Source organism: Mucilaginibacter sediminis, from assembly GCF_051903035.1.
In the GTDB taxonomy this organism is placed as follows: Bacteria; Bacteroidota; Bacteroidia; order Sphingobacteriales; family Sphingobacteriaceae; genus Mucilaginibacter.
The window spans coordinates 5,110,428-5,126,535 of record NZ_CP170602.1; the positions used below are offsets into that span (position 1 = coordinate 5,110,428).

Below are 16,108 nucleotides of genomic sequence, written 5' to 3' on the forward strand. Positions count from 1 at the left end.
CGTTATAAATTATGAAACACCTATCCAATCTGCCCCGTTTTATCGCCTCTTTACTCGTACTTGCCTTTTTTGGCTTTTCAGATGCCAAAGCACAGGGCTCCAAAAACTCCAGCAACTCCAGCCAGATAAATTTTATCGAAAACTCCCTGGGCGAGGCTATTAAACAGGCCTCCGCTAAAAATAAATATATTTTTGTTGATGCCTACGCCAGCTGGTGTGGCCCCTGCAAAATGTTGAAGGCAACCACTTTTAAAAACAACAAAGTAGCTGAGTTTTATAACAATAATTTTATTAATGTAGCCATTGATATGGAAAAAGGCGATGGCCCGCAACTCGCCGCAGCCTGGGGGTTGCGGGCTTATCCCACCCTTATTATACTCAATTCAAAAGGGAAAGCCGTTTATGGTACAGTAGGTTTCATAAAACCCGATGACCTGATTAAATTTGGTGTACAAGGCCTCAATAAATAACGAGAGATAAAAAAGCCGGACAGCTTTCTTGGTTGTCCGGCTTTTTACAATCCATATTTATCAACTTTATTTTACAATAAACAAGCCCGCCAACAGCACCAGGCCCACGCTTAATAGCTCATCGAATGATGCGGTTGCAACAGCATATTTGTAGAAAAAAGACGTTAAAATTTGTAGGGTGGTATAATCAATTGCGATTAAAATAACAGTAATAAGTTTGTTTTAAATAAAAAAGACCGAAAGAACTCTCGCAGTTTTTTCGGCCCTACATCTACCTATGAAAAACAACCCTTTGAGAAGGGTATTATATTGAATTCAAATGCAATGCCAAAACAAAAACGGCCCCCAAAACCAATAGAATATCGCTTTTTGTTTGACCACTTTCGCGCATTGTAGAAATACTTCCCCCAACTATGTAGACTTTTTACTCAACCAACTGGTAAATAAGCCGGTACCGTAAGTTAAAAACATAAAAGCCGGAATACCGCTTTTTAATATAAATGAACATTCCAGAAACCATAAACCTTAAACATTGTTAACCTTTTTATGGATCATAACGTTTACTTATTGGCAACCGACCCTAAAAACCCTTGCCGGGATATCATTCATTCGCGGGATACCCGTTTGAAAGTGAGGGTATTTTGCCTTGATGAAGAAAGCTTTAGTCCGGATGATAATGAAATTCAATTGTACGGGTATGCCAACAATAAACTATATGCTTTTGAAACCATAAATATAGCAGCAGATGACGCTCTTGACCTGATGGATGCCATACAATGGTATGCCGGATATATAGAATACCCAGATATGGAAATCTTGCCAGAAGACCCCAGGCCCGGGGCAACATACAGCGATGCAAAGTCAAATTAAGCACGTCTGAAAATATAACCACCTAAAGCATAGTATCTTAAAATAAAATGTAAAATATTTTTTGAAGAATAGATCAAAGCTTCTATATTTGCAGACCCAAACGCAAGGGGGTTAATCGAAAGATTAATACAAAAAGGGAGTTTAGCTCAGCTGGTTCAGAGCATCTGCCTTACAAGCAGAGGGTCACTGGTTCGAACCCAGTAACTCCCACATAGAAATCACACTGTGTTATAATAGTGTAAGAATTAATTAAAATGCAAAAAGCCTTCAGATTGTTCCCTGGAGGCTTTTTGCATTTTAGTTATATTTAGTATTTTTCATTTATATGAACGGTTTCATCACGTTAGAAAATGGCGGGAACTTTTCCATCAGATGGACCGGCTATGACGAAATTATTAGAATTGCGATAAAAGAACTGTCGCTTTTAGACAATAGTAATGAACTGTCGGTATGGCTGGATGCGCAAGTTCCAAATGAGAATGAAGATGACAGAAATTCCGTCCCCTTTTACAAGGAAAATGGCGAAATGATATCGAGAATTATTGATGTGAGGGGATTAACAGCAGCCAATAGGCGACTTTTTTGGACGGCACTTGAAAATGGAGAGGAAAAACTGTTAAGGTTGGGGAATGTCTATTCTGATTTAAATCCAATTGTGATAACCGACCTAATGAAAATGCATCTGACAATCCCTGATAATATTGAAATTTTTGAGGAAGACGCAGAATACATCGTAACGAATAATGACATTATAAAAAAAATTGGGCCTGGGTGGGCAAACTAATGTTTGATAGTTCGATAAATTATTCTGATGTAATAATCCTTGTACCTGTATAACCTCTACTTTTTGAACCTGAAAATTTATTGGTTCAAATCCGCGATTAAACGCAAATCAGAAAGGAAATGGTTCGATATATGTACAGGAGGGACCACCAAAACAAAAGCCTCTTAGGTATTCTCTAAGAGGCTTTTGTTGTCTTTAACTTTCTGTTAATCAGGGCGATATTCAACGCAATTTCATTGGCTCCGGCGGTTCGAACTTTCGAACCGTCAAAGGTCAACTTTTCCGGAAAAACTCTTTTTTTTCGTTGTGTTATTGTTTTTGTACCCATATAAGCCTTATGCAGGTTCGATAGATTCCGTCGAATTACTCATCCCGATACCGGTTTAGTAAATTAATTATTTAGTTCGCAGTAGGATTGGCCGTCCTTGACAGCCGATATGCCGCCAGCAGATAATAAAAAGCGCCAAAGGCGGCATAGCCAGCCAGGCTACCGATTCCTTTTGACGTGTCGTGCGCCAATAGGATAAACGAGACGCCACCGATCATGGACTGTCCGCCGCTGATAATCATCGGCCACTGACCGCCCAGCAGTTTCCTGCGGCGTAGGCCTAAGATCAACTGGATCAGGCCGGTACAGATCGCCCAGGCACCAAACACAACTAACGCTTCCGGAACTCCTTTTTGAATAGCAACAGCTACTGCAAAAGTGGTGATACCACTGATCACCAGATTTATATATTGCGGTATTTTTGACGGAACTGCCCTATTGGCACGAATATCTAAGATGGTGCCGATTACGTCCCAGGCAGGGTAAATGAGCAGCAAAATGGTAGCGAATATTGGTGATGTTTTAGCAAAAAGAGCGACTATGATCACCCAGGTAATAGAAAAGCCGGCCCGGATAAAATAAAGCTTACACAAGGAGCGGGCAATTGAAGGAGCTGTTTTCATGGTTTTGATTTTTAAATATTTGTTGTCGCAAAATTGCCCTGCATCATTTGGATAATTTTTCACTTAAGTGAAAATGCATTTAAAACTGACGCTGTTATTACATTGCCGGATTTTAACTTAAGTTAAAATCATGGGTTAAATTTTCACTTATATTTGATCAGCAAAACTGTTCGAGATGAAACATGATCTACCATATTGGTACGAGCCGCTTAAAAAGAAATACCCGGTAGTAACCGATGCGGAGTGGGCTTTGCTTAATCGCATCGCCTCCGTTAAACACATCCGGAAAGGCGATCCTTTTTTAAAATACGGCAAAGTAGCCCGTTACTCGGCTTTTGTCATCTCGGGTTTGTTTAAATTTTCAATCCAGGATGAAGAGAGCGATGAAAAGATCATCAGGTTCGGCTTCCCGACGGATTTTCTGGCCAACTGTGAGAGTTATAACAAGAAAGCACCTTCGGCGGTGAGTATTACCGCGCTGGAGGATGCTGTAATTTTAAAACTGAACATCAAAAAACTGCAGCCGCTTTACGACCTGCACATGAACCTGCTGCATGTTAACCTGGATCTATATCGGGAAATATCAGAACAGCAATCAGAACACCAGCATATCCTTTCGCTGAAAAGCCCGCTGGGACGTTACCGCTATTTGCTGGAGCGCCGGCCGGTGATCATTCAAAAAATTACGCTGACCAATATTGCGCGTTACTTGTACGTTAGCCGGGAGGCACTGAGCCGGGCCAGGTTATTGATTTCCAAATAGCCTGGCGTGTTTTGTGACCGAGATCACAAAATCGGAAATGCTGGAAAGATAGCTTTGTCAAAAAACGATGAAGCAAAGCATGATCCTGCTGCATGGCCTATTCGGCGGCTTAAGCAACTGGGCCGGTGTGGTCAAATATTTTGAGAACCGTTATGATATGTATATTCCCGAACTGCCTTTATACGAAAAACATGAGGGGGATACTGTAAGATACCTGGTTGATTTTTTGGCTACTATGATCGATGCTGCGAAATTAACTAAAGTGATATTAGTTGGCAATTCGCTGGGCGGCCATATCGCGATACGTTACAGCTACCAATATCCGCATAAGGTTGATAGATTAGTCCTGACCGGCAGTTCCGGCCTGTATGAAAACACCCAGGTGGGCAGTTACTTTAAGCGCGGTAATTACGGCTACATCCGGGAACGGGTGGCGGCAACATTTTATGATCCGGCGGTTGCTACCGATGATCTGGTTGCTGAAGTGCTGGAGGTTACCACTAATGCTTATAAATGCTTAAGCATTATTAAATGCGCTAAATCTACCCAAAGAGACCAGGTGCTCACGCTGCTTCCGGAAATCAGCAAACCGGTATTATTGATATGGGGTGAGGAAGATCGCATCACCCCTCCCGCAGTTGCACGGCAATTCCGGGAGAACCTGCCAGATGCAGCGTTAGTGATGCTACCGGAATGCGGGCATGCCCCCATGATGGAAAAACCAGCGGCGTTTAATGCCGCTTTACAAGAATTTATAAAATGACAGATAAAAACGATAAACTATCTGAACAGCTAAGGAATTTCGCGCAGCTGAGCGACAAAGATATTACCGACAGTCAGCTGTTTTGGAAAGCGCGAAAAATGCGCAAAGGGGATTTTTTTAATATGCAACAGATGGTGTGCAATGACCTCGGTTTGATCGCCAAAGGTATCTTCCGCATCTATTTTCGTCACCCGGATACCTCGGAAGATAAGAACAGTTTCTTTTTTTCGGAGGGTCAGTTCGTCGTTTCCTTCCGAAGTTTCGTCACCCGCAACCCTTGCTGGTACTTTATTGAAGCGATGGAGGATTCGGAAATTTTTTTTATCTCCCATAAGGATCTTCATGGTTTATATGAAAGCCATCCAAACTGGGGGAAATTCGGCAGGCTGCTTGCCGAATTGTTTTTTACCATTGCGCAAACGCGCACTGAAGAACTGCTCTTTTTTTCGCCCGAAGAGCGCTATACCAGGTTACTAAAGGCGCATCCGGCAATTATTGAACGCATCCCGGCCTATCATATCTCGTCGTACCTGGGTATTACCAACCCTTCGCTGAGCAGGATCCGAAAACGCATTGAGAATAAAAAACTAAAATAGCCAACTGAATATTTAGGATCAGGCAAAAATCTCGTGGGGCAATAAAAGTGCTTGATTTGTATTAGCAAGTCAAATACGTACGCTCTTGTCATCCTAATCTTTTTTATCCGAACGCCGAAAAAACCTATAAAAACAGCAAAGCCCCTGATGGGCAGGGGCCTTTACTAACCAATTATAAACCTAAATTATGAGAAGAGCTGTAGGAGAAGGAGTCGAACCTCCACGGAGTGGTTATTTTTATTGCTAAAAGTTTCCCAATTTCTCCGCCACCGCGACAAGGAGGTGTGTCTGCCAAAAATTTCACCATCCTACAGTATATAAATCCCGTCTTTCATGGATTTGCTGTTGGGGAAGGATTCGAACCTCCACAGAGTAGTTAGCCCGCTTCGGGTTTTCTATGATCTCCGCCACCGGGACAAGGAGGTGTGTCTGCCAAAAATTTCACCACCCAACATTGTTTTTTGTTTAAAGAACGATAGGCAATTGTCATTTGCTTGATACAAATTTAAGAGACCTGTCAATTCCTTGCAAATATTTCAACAAAAATATTTTATTTTTATTCAAATTTTAATTAAACTTGTATTTCAATATAGATATTCAAATTTATGTCCCACAGAAAAGCTCAAAATTTAGAAATTGATAATCTCGATATCCAGATTTTATCAATATTAATGAAAAATGCTACCACGCCATACACCGAGATAGCTAAAGAGTTAATAGTTTCTGGCGGAACCATACACGTGCGGATGAAAAAGCTGGAGGAGATGGGTGTAATTAAGGGTGCCAGTCTGGAGGTAGATCCGCAAAAATTAGGGTATGATATTACCGCTTTTTTGGGCATTTACCTGGAAAAGGGATCGCAATATAACGAAGCTGTAAAACAGTTAAAAACTATAAAAGAGATAGTTGAGCTGCATTATACTACCGGCGAATGGAGTATTTTTGCAAAAATTGTATGCCACGATACCACCCACCTGCGCGAGGTTTTAAACGAGCAGATACAGGGCGTAAAAGGCATTCAACGTACCGAAACCTTCATTTCGCTTGAAGAAAGCATAAGAAGGCAGATTACCTTAGAATAACCATTACCAAACGATTCGCGATTTTTTAAGAGAGGCTGTTATCTGGGCTTTGGCCCGGGGTAACGGTCTTTTTTATGATCAGAATTTGCAGGATTTAAGAATTAACAGAATAAAAAATGTACATTAACTGGCATTCTGAACATTCTAAAATTCCGTAAATTATGATTCAGATTACGCCGCATTCGATATATACTTCACCAAACTCCTTTTTGCCACCGGCAACAGCGTTTGCTCCAATGGGAACGTGATGTCGCTGTGTACATAATATACCGCCGGATTGGGCATAAATTTATTGCGGTTGATGAGCTTTAGCTTCATGGCCTCTGGGGTGTTCACGATGCTGTATTCGTAGTTTTCAAGAAAATTAATGTTAATGCCCCGGTATTTATCATCCTTGCCCTCAAAAATGGTGATCTGGTACTCGTAAATAAAGCAGGTATGTTCTTTGCCGTTACGTAGCGAGAAATAACCATGATAGGGCATCAGGGGCATAATGCCTATCGGGTTTATATTCAATCGACTCTCTACAAAGTCATAAATCTCCTTGCCTATTTGTATCGCGGGATTCATTTGGGCCATGGCATAGGCGATAATCTGCTCTATCTCCTGCATACTTTGATCGTCCTGGATGATTTTCTGATAGGTGAGCTTTACGGCATCAATATCGGCCTGGGTAAGGCGCAGCGGAAAGGCTTGCTGCATAAGCGATTTATTCTTCTTAAAATCTACCAGGTTATTGTAATGGAATATCAAATCGGCAAGGTTGGGATATAGCCGGCTTTTATCAAAGTGCCGGTTAATTTCCTGCAGATAACTTAATAATAGGTACTTTTTTTGTTCAAAGTCAATGTGTCCTTCAATAAACCAGTTAACGCTAAGTGGTTTCATCTTTTTCGGGCTCCTTTCAATAGCTTAAATTAAACAAAAAACACCAACTTTGCAATATGCCCTATGGAACCCTTTATTTAATACCCGTGCCCCTTGCCGAAGAAGCGGCCGCAAAATCATTCACCCCCTACCTGGTTAATACAATTAATAGTATTAAGGAATATATTGTTGAGAATGAAAAAACTGCCCGCAAGTTTTTAAAAGAAGCCGGTTTAAAAACCCCGCAAAGCGAGCTTACCATTCACGATTACAGCAAGCATAATCGCGATATGGGCAAAGCCGATTTTTTTAAGGGCTTACAAGCAGGTAACGATGTTGGCCTGATGAGCGAAGCCGGTTGCCCCGGCATAGCCGATCCTGGCGCCGAAATAGTGGACAAAGCCCACCGCATGGGGATTAAAGTGGTGCCCCTGGTTGGGCCAAGTTCTATTTTACTGGCGCTGATGGCATCCGGCTTTAACGGCCAAAGCTTTACCTTCAACGGCTACCTGCCTATTGATAAGCTGCTGCGCAGTAAAAAGATAAAAGAGCTGGAAGGCCTGGCAACCCGGCTTGACCAGACACAGATTTTTATTGAAACTCCTTTCCGCAATAACTCTTTATTAGAAGAGGTGCTAAAAACGGCATCGCCAAAAACAAAACTTTGTATAGCTACAGACCTTACCGCAGCTACCGAATTTGTGCAAACCAAAACCATTATGGATTGGCAAAAGAAAGTGCCTGAACTGCATAAACGCCCCACCATATTTTTACTCTTCCACGGATAAAGTATGCAGATTACGCAGCAACATACCCAGGTGTTGATAGTAGGCGCCGGTCCATCGGGATTAATGATGGCCGCCCAGCTATTACGTTATGGTGTGCAGCCCGTAATTATTGATAGTAAGCAAGGGCCTACCGATAAGTCGAAAGCGCTGGCTGTACAGGCGCGATCGATGGAAATTTTCAGGCAGATGGGCGTTATTGACCGGGTGATTGCCGGTAGCAGAGCAGTTGCCGGGGCTGTTATTAACCAGGAGGGCCTTGAAGTAGCATCCTTAGCCCTTGAAGGCATTGGCGCTGGGCAAACAGCCTTCCCATACATTTATATGTATCAGCAAAGCAAAACCGAGCGCATGCTGCTTGATTATTTAACACTTAACTGCTGCCCGGTTTATTGGAATACTACTTTACTAAGTGCGGAGCAGGATGCCTCAAAGGTCACCGTGCAACTGCAAACCGGTGCGGATACGCAAACACTTACCTGCGATTGGTTGATAGCCGCAGATGGTGCACGCAGCCCTATCCGCAAACACTTACAGCTAACTTTTAACGGCGATACTTACCAACACCAGTTTTATGTAGCCGATGTTAAAATAGAGGATGCTTTGGGCGATAAAGTGAGCCTATATCTATCAAAAAAGGGATTCGCGGCTTTTTTCCTGATGCCCGAGGAGCATTATTGCCGTATTGTTGGCAACCTGCCCAATGAGTTTGACAACCGCGAAGGGCTACAAATGGACGACGTAATACCTTACCTGGATACCATAACCGGAGCGGGCATTAAAATAGTCCATACCAACTGGTTTACTACCTATAAACTACACCACCGCATGGCTGGTAAATTCAGGGACCAGCGTTGTTTTTTAATAGGCGATGCCGCGCATATCCACTCGCCGGTTGGCGGGCAGGGTATGAATACGGGTTTGCAGGATGCCTATAACCTGGCCTGGAAATTAGCAGGTGTGGTTAATAACCAATTAAAAGAATCTATTTTAGATAGTTATGCCGCCGAACGTATGCCTGTGGCGCGTGAACTGCTAAACACTACCGACCGGATTTTTAAAATGATCCTGTTGCGTAACTGGTTTGTTGGGCTATTTAAAAAATGGCTGATGCCGGTATTGCTAAAAAGGGCATGGAGCAAACCCGCATCACGGCAGGCGTTTTTTAAGCGGGTATCTCAAACGGGCATCAGTTATCGCGATAGCCAGATTAGCCTGAACCTGAGCCATGCTACTCAAATAAAGGCCGGCGACAGATTACCCTATCTCAAAGTTTTCGATGAGAAGAAACAACAAGAAACCGACCTGCACGAATGGTGCAGCAAGCCAGGTTTTACCATCATAGCGCTTGGCAAGCTACAGGAAATAGACCTGTTTACCCTTGCCAAATGGATAACCCAGAAATACCCGGCCAACCTCAACTTTTTTTATCTGCCCCCATCAGCCAAAAACCAGCCTGTATTTGATGCTTTCGAGATCAAAGAAAGTCAAAAAAAGGCCATCATTGTTCGTCCGGATATGCACATTGGCTTTTTAAATGATGTGGTGGATATAGATATGATGGATAATTATTTACAGAATGTAGTGGGGTTTGTTGGTGGGCAGTAAGCGGTTTGTAGCGGGTAGTTTGCACTAATTGGAAACACGAGAATAAACCCTGTGGGTCCGGCCTTGTCCTAAAGTCGTGTAAAAAAGAAAGCGCCTGTGTGTCATAAACACAGACGCCTTATCGAAACTATTATGAAAAAAGGGTATGTTAAACCCAACTTTGCCCTGCAACGCCGTTGGGATAACGATGTAAAGATGCGATGGAATTGCTCCTTAACCAACCGTGTATCGGCGAATGGGCATTTTGTATAGATGAATAAATAAAATCCGGATTATTGAAGCGAAAAAACGGACTACAAGTATCCTTAGCGGGATCTCTTAACGTGATTTCATCCAGTTTCTGACAAAATCAAGATAACTCTCGCTCACAGGCAGTTCAATATCGGTGAGTTTAACTTTACGGTTTTGGATAGACCTGATCTTGTTCACCGGAACAATATAACTGCGGTGAATCCGCTGAAATTTATCTGCGGGCAGCTTTTCCAGTACTTTTTTTAATGGCATCAGTGTAAGCACCGTTTTGGCGTTGGTAACATGAATTTTGATATAATCTTCCATGCTTTCAATATATTCGATGGTGTTTAAGTCAACCTTCACCATCCGGTATTCCGAGTATACGTAAAGGCTTTCGTCGGCCTGTTCGGTGGCAGGCCTGGTTTTGTACTGGTGATAATCAACCGCTTTTTCAACGGCCTTTTCAAAACGTTTAAAATCGATAGGTTTCAGGATATAATCAATGGCCTCCAGTTCAAAGCCTTCAAATGCAAAGTTTTTATAGGCGGTGGTAAATATCACCATGGGCTTAACCTTGAGCGCGCGCACCAGGTCAATCCCTGTAATATCGGGCATATTGATGTCGATAAAAAGCAGGTCGATAGGTGTGTTTTTTAAAAACTCCGCGCCCGTAATGGCATCCTCAAAAGTATTCAGCAACTGCAAAAACGGAAAACGTGCAACATAGCCGGCAATGAGTTTTAATGCCAGGGGTTCGTCGTCAATTGCGATACATTTAAGCAGCATAGTTTTTATTTATAAAGAGGGGTTAACCGTGTATTGTCTCGCTTTTACCGTAGTTCTGAATCACTTTAGCTTCATAAGCCAAAAACTCCTTCCAGCGCATTTCCACATCTATCTCCACCGCATATTTTTTGGCCAGACGTATAAACATCGAATAGTGTGTGGCCTCGCTTATCATCAATTCATGGTAAAATTCAGATAGTTCCGCATCGTTAATGTTTTCAGATAGTACCTTAAAACGTTCGCAACTGCGTGCCTCAATCATGGCCGAAAACAATAAGCGATCTATCAATTGTGCCTCGCGGCCGCCGCCAATGATAATAAACTTACGCAGCTCATTCACATAATTGTCTTTACGTTCGCGGCCCAATAAAAAACCACGTGCTACAATTATATCATGTACCCGTTTAAAGTGGTCCATTTCTTCCTGTACCAACAGGGCCATTTCCTGCACCAGGTCGGATAAGTTTGGGTTTTGTACAATGAGGGTAATGGCATTACTGGCCGCCTTTTGTTCGCAAAAAGCGTGGTCGGTCAACAATTCTTCAATATTGCTTTCCACCACATTTTTAACCCAAAGCGGATCAGTAGGTAGTTGTAATTTAAGTATGGTTTTCTCGCTCACGAGGACAAATATAGTGGAAGTCGGTGAAAAGTTATTCTCCTGGCCCGAATGCCGGATTATTAGATATTAACCGGGAATGATGGTGGATGGAAAGAATATAAATTTTTTCGGAAGATACTATCTTATAAATTATCCTGTAATTTTGAAAAATTAGCTCTCTGTAATTCGGATCTTCCAATTCAGGAACAACCCGGCCAATTAATGGGTGCAAAACCAATCTGTTTATGGTGCCCTCAATTTTTATTCTTTCCAGCCGCGCATATTTTATAGAATCGCGCTTTATGTAATCTATAATGTCTTTTAAGTCTAATCTGACTGTTTTGGATAGTATTATTTTAACCACAGGTCCATCTCTTTTTTCATGTCCTCCCAGTCTATCCCCTCACCATCTTCAATTTCCTTTTCGCCATTTTCAATTTTCTGCAGTAAGATCACTTTATCCACCAGATCATCAACCGAAAAGGTTTCTGGCATGTGATCTATCAATTCCTTTACTTTATCTTTAGTAAGCATATCGAGCCCTCCTTTTTATAAATATACGGTTTTACTTATACAAACTCTTACTTTCGATAAATTTCAAAACAGGATCGGGCACAAAATATTGTACGTTCTTTTTTTCGGAGATGGATTTGCGGATGAAGGTTGCCGATAATTCCATCTGCGGTGTCATGGTAATGGTTACGGATGGATGGTCGGCCAATTCGGCGTTCTCATAGCCTGGGCGGGGGTACACGTAAATGCGGTAATCGCGCAGGATAAGTTTATAATTCTTCCACTTATGCAAGGTGCCCAGGTTATCTGAGCCCATGATAAGGGCAAATTCATGCTCAGGATATTTTTCTTTAAGGTGGGTTAGCGTATCTATAGTATAGGATGGTTGCGGTAGCCTCAACTCAACATCGCTTACAGCAATATTGGTAGCATTGTCGGTTGCCAGGCGGGCCATCTCCAACCTGTCATAGGTATTAATCAGGTCGCCGTATTTTTTGAGCGGATTTTGGGGCGATACTACCAGCCAAACCTTATCTAATGTGGTATGGTTGGCCATGTAGTTGGCAATAATAAGGTGCCCTATATGTATTGGATTAAATGAACCGAACAGTAAGCCTATTTTCATAGTTGGCAGTTTTCAGTTAGCAGGTTGCAGTTATTTGTTTGCATTTTCTCCGACCCCAAACTTTTCGGGGTTATTGATCATGTATTGCGTGATTCGCCCAATTTCGTCTGTTTGTGAAAGTAAGTTGTCATAAGTTTCTTTAGTAATATAGTTGCAGGCTAAAGAAAATTCAAGCCATCCTTGTGTTTCACTGTTCTCCATATCCACATCAGTTAGCTTACTCACAAAATAATTCGGAAACCTTCGCTTGCGGTAGGCTTCTATAGTGCAGATATTTACAGATCGAGACGATCTGGGGATTTGATCTGTTAATGAATAAGTCTCTTCTTTCGGAAACTGCTTTGTGACGGCATATATTTCCATGGCAAGGGAGAAGCTCTTTTTATATAATAACAGATCTTTATAACTCCCCATGTTAATCCTGCTAACTGCAAACAGAAAACTGCTAACTATTTGATAAAGTTCCTCACCAACTCCTGCGCTTCTTTGCAAGCCGTTTCAAGATCGTAATTTTTAAGGATAATATCAAACTGGGGCGCGTATTTTAGTTCTTTTTCTGCTTTGGCAAAGCGTTCTTTCAATTTCTCTTCACTATCAGTGCCGCGGCCGGTTAATCGCTCAATTAAAACCTCTAATGATGGGGGCTGAACGAAGATAGCCAACGCCTGGCCATCATATTTACGCTTCAGGTGTAGGCCGCCTTCTACATCGATATCAAAAATTACAGTTTTGCCTTTTGCCCAGATGCGCTCAATTTCGGCGCGTAATGTGCCGTAAAATGTGCCGGTGTAAACTTCTTCAAACTCAACAAATTGCTTTTTGGCAATACGGTGCGTAAACTCGGCCAGGCTAATAAAGTAATAGTCCTTGCCGTCTTGCTCATCGCCGCGCGCCTGGCGGGTAGTTGCCGAAATGGAAAACTCCAGCTCGGGCATTACACTCAACAGGTGATGTACTATTGTGGTTTTACCAGCGCCGGATGGGGCCGAAAATATGATGAGTTTACCGTTTTGGTTCATAGTTCATAGTTCATGGTTCATAGCAAGGTTGGTTATAGTTATGATACCTATGTTACCATGAACTATGAACCATCAACTATGAACTATAATACATTTAAAAGTTGTTCTTTAATTTTTTCTAATTCTTCTTTCATACCTACAACCAGTTTTTGGATGTTAGCATCGTTGGCTTTTGAGCCAAGGGTATTGATTTCCCGGCCTATCTCCTGCGAAATAAAACCAAGCTTTTTGCCATTGGCGTCAGCATTTTTAAGGGTTTCGATAAAGTATTCGCAGTGGGTTTTAAGGCGAATCTTTTCTTCGGTGATATCCAGCTTATCTATGTAATAAATAAGCTCCTGCTCAAACCGATTTTGATCAATGGCTTCACGATTGGTGGCTTCGGCCAGGAAAGTATTCAACCTTTCGCGAATCAGCGGTATCCGTTTAGGGTCTTCCAGTTCAACCAGTTCAAGGTTTTTAAGAATGATGCCAATGCGGTATTTTACATCATTCTCCAGCACATTGCCTTCATCGGCCCTGAATTGCTGAAAAGCAGCCATAGCCTGCTGAAAGGTTTTTTCAACCTGCTTCCACTCATCTTCAGATACCGTCTCCTCGTCGTATTTAACAACTTCGGGCAAGCCCAAGGCAAGTTGCATCAGGTTGGCGGCAGGTTCGTTAAGCTCGTCGCTTACATCCTTAAGCTGCTGATAATAGTGCTTAAGCAACACTTTGTCAATACCAGCAGCTTTTACAGAGGCATTAACCTGCTCTACATTGATAGATAAGTTTACCTTACCACGTTCAATCAGTTTACTGCAATCGTTACGCAGCTGAAATTCCTTTTCAGAGAAAATTTTAGGCAAACGAAGCGAAAGTTCAAGAAATTTACTGTTCAGGGATTTAATTTCAACGGTGTATTTAGTATTACCCGAATCAAAACTGGCAATTCCATACCCTGTCATGGATTTTATCATGTGCAAAGATAGGGTTTTAGTCGGAAAGTCCGAAAGCCGGGAAAGTCAGGAAGGCCAAAAGGTAAAAAATGCCTCACATGGCTCCTTCTTTCCGACTTTCCCGACTTTCGGACTTTCCGACTTCCCCACAACCTTTAACACTTTTTCACACTTGGTGTAAAATACTCTGTATATATTTACGTTCTTATTTGTACTAATGCGCATTCGTTTTACCCTGCAGTTACTCGTTTGCTTTTGCTTTGTTTTAAATGCATCAGCACAGGAATTTACCCTAAAAGGGGTGATATCTAAAAAAAGCACACCCGAGCGTGTTGGCCAGGTAATGATCAAGGATTTAAAATCCAACGTCACTATCATGAGCGACGACCTGGGTTGGTTTTCTATCAAGGTTTCTGTTGGAGATACGCTGCTTTTCTCGAAAGAAAAATTTACGCCGCAAAAAATAGAGGTACTAAATAACAGCGATATGCCTGTTTACCTGCAGCCCCAAATTGTATTGGCCGAAGTAAAAATTACCGGCCAAACCAAGCGGCAGGAGGTTAACGAAATTATGGGCGATTACCGCAAACAAGGCACTTTTTACGCCGGCAAACCACCTGTAACATCATTTATAACCAACCCGTTAACAGGAATTTATGAACTTTTTGGCCAAACGCCAAACAGGGCCAAACGCTTTGCGCAGTTCTCTAAAGGCGAAATTGAGCAGGCCGAGGTAAACAGGCGATATAATATCAATTTTGTAAAACAAGTTACCAAAGTAAAATCAGATACCGAGGCGCAGCGTTTCATGAATTATTATACGCCGACATTCGACGAATTGAAAGGCTGGAATGATTACGACCTGATAAGCCACATCCAAAAATCGTACGATTATTACAAAAACAGCGGGGAAAAAGAGAAACTGGAATTGCTGAATTCGCCAACGTTTATTAAGCCAGATTCTACCAAGCTATCAAAACCGGGGCAACACTAAAGAAAGATGTATTGTTAAGTCAACAGTATTAAGTCGCAAGCCTAAAGTTAAATTTTTTCTTTTTCGACTTAGAACCTAAGACTTTGGGCTAACGACAATCCGTCAATTTATCGTTGACACGACAGTATTGTTAAATGCCCAACGTTTCGCAGGCTTTTTCGGCGGCAAGCTTCTCGGCATTTTTTTTGCTGAATTCCTTGCCCGAGCCTGTTATTTCGCCATCAACCAGTGCCTGTACAGTAAACAGTTTTGTGTTTTCGCCATCCTGGTTGGTTACCAGTTCAAAAGTAATATCGCGGCCGTGACGCTGGCACCACTCAATTAATTTACTTTTAAAGTTGGTTTCGGTTTGCTCCAGTTTATGAATATCTATGTGCGATTTGATGATGTGGTTTATCAAAAAGCTTTTGGTAAAATCATATCCCTTATCCAAATAAACGGCGCCAATGAGCGCTTCAAAGGCATCGCCAAGTAATGAGCCTTGCCTGCTGGAGTTTAGCATGCGGCTATCGTATTCAATCAACTTATCAAAGCCAAGCTTACGGCCAAGGGCATTAAGGTTGTTACGGCTTACAATTTTTGACCGCAACTCAGTTAAGAAACCTTCGTCCTCATAGGGATATAGTTTAAAAAGCACTTCGGCCACAACGCTGCCTAAAACGGCATCGCCCAGGAACTCCAGGCGTTCATTACTATTCTTTACCCCCTTTTTTACGTTTTGGGCAACAGACTTATGCCTGAATGCTAACCGGTATAAAGACAAATTGCCCGGCACGAAACCGAGCAAATTATTTAAAACCTTAACATATTTTCTATTGGGCGATATATAAAGCTTGTATAACCGGCTGATAGGCATTAA

General features: G+C 42.1%; 21 protein-coding genes and 2 tRNA genes. 11 read left to right on the plus strand and 12 right to left on the minus strand.

All coding sequences use genetic code 11. The annotated features are described in order from the left end of the window. Positions 1 to 11 precede the first annotated feature (11 nt). From ACFGVS_RS21060 to ACFGVS_RS21075, 4 genes are all read left to right on the plus strand, one after another. Positions 12 to 470 (plus strand): thioredoxin family protein, encoded by a 459-nt coding sequence (locus ACFGVS_RS21060; RefSeq protein WP_439695483.1) that lies wholly within the window; start codon positions 12 to 14, stop codon positions 468 to 470. Between the two features lie 546 nt (positions 471 to 1,016). Beyond that, on the plus strand, positions 1,017 to 1,340 hold the full coding sequence (locus ACFGVS_RS21065; RefSeq protein WP_439695484.1) for a hypothetical protein: 324 nt from the start codon (positions 1,017 to 1,019) through the stop codon (positions 1,338 to 1,340). A gap of 135 nt (positions 1,341 to 1,475) precedes the next feature. Next, a tRNA-Val gene (locus ACFGVS_RS21070) sits at positions 1,476 to 1,550 on the plus strand. A 115-nt stretch (positions 1,551 to 1,665) separates the two neighbouring features. After that, the gene (locus tag ACFGVS_RS21075) at positions 1,666 to 2,124 is read left to right on the plus strand and encodes a hypothetical protein (RefSeq protein WP_439695485.1); all 459 of its coding nucleotides are present in this window, start codon (positions 1,666 to 1,668) and stop codon (positions 2,122 to 2,124) included. Positions 2,125 to 2,523: 399 nt separating this feature from the next. Here ACFGVS_RS21075 and ACFGVS_RS21080 read toward each other — a convergent pair whose 3' ends face one another. After that, positions 2,524 to 3,138, minus strand: coding sequence for a hypothetical protein (locus ACFGVS_RS21080; RefSeq protein WP_274210963.1), 615 nt, complete (start codon positions 3,136 to 3,138; stop codon positions 2,524 to 2,526). A gap of 112 nt (positions 3,139 to 3,250) precedes the next feature. Here ACFGVS_RS21080 and ACFGVS_RS21085 point away from each other — a divergent pair, with 112 nt between their 5' ends. The 3 genes from ACFGVS_RS21085 to ACFGVS_RS21095 all read left to right on the plus strand — a co-directional run bounded on the left by ACFGVS_RS21085 (position 3,251) and on the right by ACFGVS_RS21095 (position 5,197). Continuing rightward, entirely contained in the window at positions 3,251 to 3,838 is a 588-nt protein-coding gene (locus ACFGVS_RS21085; protein WP_090638334.1) for a Crp/Fnr family transcriptional regulator, read from the plus strand. Positions 3,839 to 3,905: 67 nt separating this feature from the next. Then, positions 3,906 to 4,601 carry an alpha/beta fold hydrolase gene (locus ACFGVS_RS21090; RefSeq protein WP_274210964.1) on the plus strand — a complete coding sequence of 232 codons (696 nt, stop codon included), beginning with the start codon at positions 3,906 to 3,908 and terminating at the stop codon, positions 4,599 to 4,601. Then, positions 4,598 to 5,197, plus strand: a complete 600-nt coding sequence (locus ACFGVS_RS21095) for a Crp/Fnr family transcriptional regulator (RefSeq protein WP_439695486.1) — start codon at positions 4,598 to 4,600, stop codon at positions 5,195 to 5,197. The genes ACFGVS_RS21090 and ACFGVS_RS21095 overlap by 4 nt, the downstream gene beginning before the upstream one ends. 342 nt (positions 5,198 to 5,539) lie before the next feature. On the opposite strand, the gene ACFGVS_RS21100 is transcribed toward ACFGVS_RS21095, so the two are convergent. After that, positions 5,540 to 5,651 (minus strand) — tRNA-Asp (locus ACFGVS_RS21100). A gap of 151 nt (positions 5,652 to 5,802) precedes the next feature. Here ACFGVS_RS21100 and ACFGVS_RS21105 point away from each other — a divergent pair. Continuing rightward, positions 5,803 to 6,279, plus strand: a complete 477-nt coding sequence (locus tag ACFGVS_RS21105; RefSeq protein WP_076373882.1) for an Lrp/AsnC ligand binding domain-containing protein — start codon at positions 5,803 to 5,805, stop codon at positions 6,277 to 6,279. Between the two features lie 171 nt (positions 6,280 to 6,450). Here ACFGVS_RS21105 and ACFGVS_RS21110 read toward each other — a convergent pair whose 3' ends face one another. After that, positions 6,451 to 7,167, minus strand: a complete 717-nt coding sequence (locus ACFGVS_RS21110) for a hypothetical protein (protein ID WP_439695487.1) — start codon at positions 7,165 to 7,167, stop codon at positions 6,451 to 6,453. Positions 7,168 to 7,223: 56 nt separating this feature from the next. Between ACFGVS_RS21110 and ACFGVS_RS21115 the strand changes: the two genes are divergently transcribed. Together ACFGVS_RS21115 and ACFGVS_RS21120 are read left to right on the plus strand one after the other, a co-directional pair. Continuing rightward, complete coding sequence (locus tag ACFGVS_RS21115; RefSeq protein WP_090638345.1) at positions 7,224 to 7,934, plus strand: SAM-dependent methyltransferase; 711 nt, start codon at positions 7,224 to 7,226, stop codon at positions 7,932 to 7,934. A 3-nt stretch (positions 7,935 to 7,937) separates the two neighbouring features. Continuing rightward, complete coding sequence (locus tag ACFGVS_RS21120) at positions 7,938 to 9,539, plus strand: FAD-dependent monooxygenase (protein ID WP_439695488.1); 1,602 nt, start codon at positions 7,938 to 7,940, stop codon at positions 9,537 to 9,539. A 318-nt stretch (positions 9,540 to 9,857) separates the two neighbouring features. On the opposite strand, the gene ACFGVS_RS21125 is transcribed toward ACFGVS_RS21120, so the two are convergent. From ACFGVS_RS21125 to ACFGVS_RS21160, 8 genes are all read right to left on the minus strand, one after another. Further along, positions 9,858 to 10,559 carry a LytR/AlgR family response regulator transcription factor gene (locus tag ACFGVS_RS21125; RefSeq protein ID WP_274210967.1) on the minus strand — a complete coding sequence of 234 codons (702 nt, stop codon included), beginning with the start codon at positions 10,557 to 10,559 and terminating at the stop codon, positions 9,858 to 9,860. A 22-nt stretch (positions 10,560 to 10,581) separates the two neighbouring features. Further along, a complete protein-coding gene (locus ACFGVS_RS21130; RefSeq protein WP_274210968.1) occupies positions 10,582 to 11,181 on the minus strand; it encodes a tRNA-(ms[2]io[6]A)-hydroxylase in 600 nt (199 codons plus the stop codon). 31 nt (positions 11,182 to 11,212) lie between these two features. Further along, positions 11,213 to 11,524, minus strand: coding sequence for a type II toxin-antitoxin system RelE/ParE family toxin (locus ACFGVS_RS21135; protein ID WP_439695489.1), 312 nt, complete (start codon positions 11,522 to 11,524; stop codon positions 11,213 to 11,215). Then, positions 11,512 to 11,694 carry a hypothetical protein gene (locus tag ACFGVS_RS21140; RefSeq protein WP_090638363.1) on the minus strand — a complete coding sequence of 61 codons (183 nt, stop codon included), beginning with the start codon at positions 11,692 to 11,694 and terminating at the stop codon, positions 11,512 to 11,514. Before ACFGVS_RS21140 ends, ACFGVS_RS21135 begins: the two co-directional genes overlap by 13 nt. A gap of 31 nt (positions 11,695 to 11,725) precedes the next feature. Then, positions 11,726 to 12,298 carry a nicotinate (nicotinamide) nucleotide adenylyltransferase gene (nadD, locus tag ACFGVS_RS21145; protein WP_090638367.1) on the minus strand — a complete coding sequence of 191 codons (573 nt, stop codon included), beginning with the start codon at positions 12,296 to 12,298 and terminating at the stop codon, positions 11,726 to 11,728. A 30-nt stretch (positions 12,299 to 12,328) separates the two neighbouring features. Continuing rightward, positions 12,329 to 12,790, minus strand: coding sequence for a four helix bundle protein (locus ACFGVS_RS21150; RefSeq protein WP_439695490.1), 462 nt, complete (start codon positions 12,788 to 12,790; stop codon positions 12,329 to 12,331). Further along, positions 12,748 to 13,317 carry a guanylate kinase gene (gene gmk / locus ACFGVS_RS21155; RefSeq protein WP_439695491.1) on the minus strand — a complete coding sequence of 190 codons (570 nt, stop codon included), beginning with the start codon at positions 13,315 to 13,317 and terminating at the stop codon, positions 12,748 to 12,750. Before gmk ends, ACFGVS_RS21150 begins: the two co-directional genes overlap by 43 nt. A gap of 83 nt (positions 13,318 to 13,400) precedes the next feature. Continuing rightward, positions 13,401 to 14,276, minus strand: a complete 876-nt coding sequence (locus ACFGVS_RS21160) for a YicC/YloC family endoribonuclease (RefSeq protein ID WP_255369739.1) — start codon at positions 14,274 to 14,276, stop codon at positions 13,401 to 13,403. A gap of 196 nt (positions 14,277 to 14,472) precedes the next feature. On the opposite strand from ACFGVS_RS21160, the gene ACFGVS_RS21165 reads away from it, so the two are divergent. After that, positions 14,473 to 15,249: a hypothetical protein gene (locus tag ACFGVS_RS21165; protein ID WP_090638381.1), complete on the plus strand. Its 777-nt coding sequence runs from the start codon at positions 14,473 to 14,475 to the stop codon at positions 15,247 to 15,249. A 130-nt stretch (positions 15,250 to 15,379) separates the two neighbouring features. Here ACFGVS_RS21165 and rnc read toward each other — a convergent pair whose 3' ends face one another. Further along, entirely contained in the window at positions 15,380 to 16,105 is a 726-nt protein-coding gene (gene rnc, locus ACFGVS_RS21170) for a ribonuclease III (protein WP_090638385.1), read from the minus strand. Positions 16,106 to 16,108: the final 3 nt, after the last annotated feature.